This is a genomic window from Clostridium sp. AF34-10BH (assembly GCF_003478095.1).
In the GTDB taxonomy this organism is placed as follows: Bacteria; Bacillota; Clostridia; order Lachnospirales; family Lachnospiraceae; genus Acetatifactor; species Acetatifactor acetigignens.
Genome location: NZ_QUEC01000037.1, coordinates 1 through 3,505 on the forward strand (window position 1 = coordinate 1; position 3,505 = coordinate 3,505).

A 3,505-nucleotide genomic window follows, 5' to 3' on the forward strand; every position below is an offset into this window, starting at 1 on the left:
TCATAACTTGTTTGTGCCTTGAGCGAAGCGAAAGGAATGACAAAAACTATGACTATCAATACAGACAATGGTCGGATAGCATAGCATTTCCTAAAGTCCAGCAGGGAAGCGATAACATCGTATATATATACAAGAATGGTTTTATCTATTACATGGAAGAAGGTAATGATGTTTTAGTTCCGCTGTGTAATAAGGTGGACTGCTTACATGACAGAGAGACGGATCAGCAGAAAATAAAAGAGTGTAATGCCTCTGTCGATTTGGAGGAACTGGCAAATATTAATCCGGATAAAGATATCGCAATTGCAAAATGCGGAGATTATCTTTATTGTATTCCGTTGAGCTGTTACGAAACGGATGAAAGGATATTATACCGCTATGCTCTGGACGGAACAGCGAAAGATGTTGTGTACAAATGGGATGGAAAATCCAGCATTATTGTGAACTGGATCATACATAGGAACAACTTATATTATGCGGAAAAAAGGTATTATGAGGAAGATGAAGAGATAAAGGTTGAATGTACGATAAAACGGTTATCATTAAATACCTTTTTTCATAGACCGGAGACCGTCTATACTGCGGAGGAGAATCTGAGAGTGCTTACTTGGGGAAATCTTCAGGCTTATGGAAATTATGTGTATTTTGAAATTATTTCTATGCTGCCCAAAGAGGGAGATTCCCAGAAGGAAGAAAATAATGGTTACGATTACGACAGGTTATATAATAAAACCTTTGTATATGATATACAGGCGGACAAAATTGAGGAATTACAGATTCCGGATATGCCGAAATCGGTGCATATTTTAGGGGTACAATTCTGGCAGGATCAGATCATTCTGGATCCCTATGATGATGAAAAAAGAGGTGATGAACCGATGCCGGTATATATTGCTGATCTGGATGGATCCAATCTGAAGGTGTTATTGGAAGATGTACCTCAGGCAGGTTATTTTTTGAGTGATGGCGAATATTTATATTTTTTTGATGACTGGATGGAGGACATTGATGATTGGCTTCGGAATCCGGGAAAATATGTTGTGTATGACAAGGACATGCAGATCGTAGATACCTTTATGACACCATTAAATGAAAACGGGAGAGCACAGAGATTTCCGGTAGGTGACAGAAACAGGATGTACTTTACTTATGAGAAAGAAGACGGTACATGGGGAGTAAAGTGCTGGGAGAAAAAAATTGGAGAGTACCGGGGGAAAACGATTACACTGACGGAGATCATGGATCGTTAAAGGGGCAATTTGCATGAGGTTGACAGGATATGAAATAAAAAAGCTGATGACGCAGATTCCGCTATGGATTGCATTTATTGGACTTTTTGTGGGGAATCTATTCCTGCTTTTTATGATTCAGAAAAAAGAAGCGGCCTATGTCTATGTATATCAGCAAAAAGATCAATATATTGCGTTTTGTGAAGGAAATGAACAGGCGGACGAGTTAGGCTTCTATGAGGCTGATCTGGAGGAACAGAAACGGTATCTGGACTCTTATCGGGAATTTATTTCACAGATGCAGGACAGGTCAAAGGCCATGGAAAATGTGATCTCCGAAGGAAATCATTATCTGACGGATAATATCCGCAAGACTTGTCACGATTTTTCGGCAGTTGCGAAAGCTTCTGTGACAGTGGACAACTGTTTTGGAATAAAGGCATTGGCGGAGTATCAGTACGGTATTTTCTTTGCTATTTCTTTTCAGGGAGTATTGACGTGGTATTTATTATTTTATGAGAGAAATAGAAAGCTTTTTATTCTTATTAAAGGATGTAAAAACGGACATCATGTAACGGCGTATTCCAAGTTGTTTCTGCTATTATCGGGGGGAGTACTGTATACCTTGTTACAGGAAACCAGTGTTGTTTTGTTCCTGAAATGGATGTATGGATATGGCAATATGAACAGACACGTACAGTCGGTTTCTCTTTTCCGCAACTGCCCGTATGTATTAAGCGTAGGGCAGGCCATAGGACTGCTTATTTTTCTTCGTGTGGGACTGTCCCTGCTGACAGGGTCTGTTCTTTTTATGGCGGGCATGCTGGTGAAATCGGAAACGGGAGCTTTCATTGTCATGATGCTTCCTATGATATGCGAATATGCAGCGTACCATTTCATTGCTGTCACGGGAACCCTGCGGGTATGTAAGATTATAAATCCTTTTTTCTATTGGGATATGAGACAGGCGCTGGGAAGCTATGTTAATTTCAATTTTGGGGGACATGCCATAGGAAAAAATGAAGTTGCGGTCAGTGTCTTCCTGATTATTTATGTGGTATGCTGTGCCAGCGGAATAAACCTTTTCCATAGAACCTGCCAGATCAGTGACAGTGACCGGCTGGAAACGCTGATTATCAGGTTACGAAAAAAATGGAGCGTACTAGGGCATAGAAGGAATCTTGTATATTATGAATTTTATAAACTATTGATCCAGCAGAAAAAAGGAATTGTGATCATAATTGCCCTGTGGCTTATGATGCAGAATGTTTTTGCTGTATATGCGCCACAATACTATGCGACGGCGAAAGATGCCGCCTACCATATGTACCTGAAAAATCTTTCCGGACAGCTGACGGAGGAGACCCTGGAGCAGGTGGAAAACGAAAAAAGGCGGTTGGAGCAGTTACAGGAGCCCAGTCGGGAATCAGCTGAAATGTCAGGGACGGATGAAATAGATCGGTTACTGATGCAGTTGGAATGGCAGCGTTTGCATGAGGGCTTTCAGGAGCTGACAGATCAGATCCGGGGACTATCAGAAAAAGAGGGTAAACTTTCGGAAAAATATTTACTGGATGAAAAAGCTTACCTGGATATATGGGGAAATGTTACCCATGAAGTGCTTACCTGGTACGTAGGTGCGGTTCTGTTGCTGTTTTTACTGGGAGGGATTTACGGAGCAGGAGAGGAGAGCAACCTGATACCGCTGATCCGTTCTACCCGGAGAGGAAGAGAAGTTCTGGAGAGAAGTAAGGATCTGGCAGCGATCATATGCGTAGTATTTGTCTATCTGGTAATGGCTGCACCATTGTTTTTAAAGCTGCAGAATATTGATGGATTTGCCACAGCAGGGCAGAAAATGTGTAATCTGGTAAATTGGAACTGCGAAAGCAGCATAACACTGGGATGGTATGAGACTTTCGTATTTGTCCTGAAATTCGGAAGCTTTCTGGCAGTAGGAATCCTGGGGCGGACATTGTACAAAAAGTTGAAACAGAGAATTCCGGCACTGCTGATGGGAAGCGGCATATTGATTATTGTTGTATTGCTGCTTTTGTATTTTAAACGAAGCAGCCACATGATTCTGTTGAATATGATATAAAGGGTACATTATGGAATTAAAAATAAAAGATCTATACAAAAGCTATGATCATGGGAAAACGTATGCAATAAATGACGTATCTGCAGATTTTACACCGGGGATATATGGGATTCTGGGTCCCAATGTTCCAAGATACATACTGAAAGTATGACCCACTACTTAGAGGATTATATGT

At 41.0% G+C, this 3,505-nt stretch carries 2 protein-coding genes; both read left to right on the forward strand.

The genetic code is table 11. The annotated features are described in order from the left end of the window. Positions 1-1,250: hypothetical protein (locus DWZ61_RS17485; protein ID WP_207664189.1), on the forward strand; the 1,250-nt coding region annotated here is incomplete at its 5' end. A gap of 13 nt (positions 1,251-1,263) precedes the next feature. Next, the gene (locus DWZ61_RS17490) at positions 1,264-3,330 is read left to right on the forward strand and encodes a hypothetical protein (protein WP_118539880.1); all 2,067 of its coding nucleotides are present in this window, start codon (positions 1,264-1,266) and stop codon (positions 3,328-3,330) included. Positions 3,331-3,505: the final 175 nt, after the last annotated feature.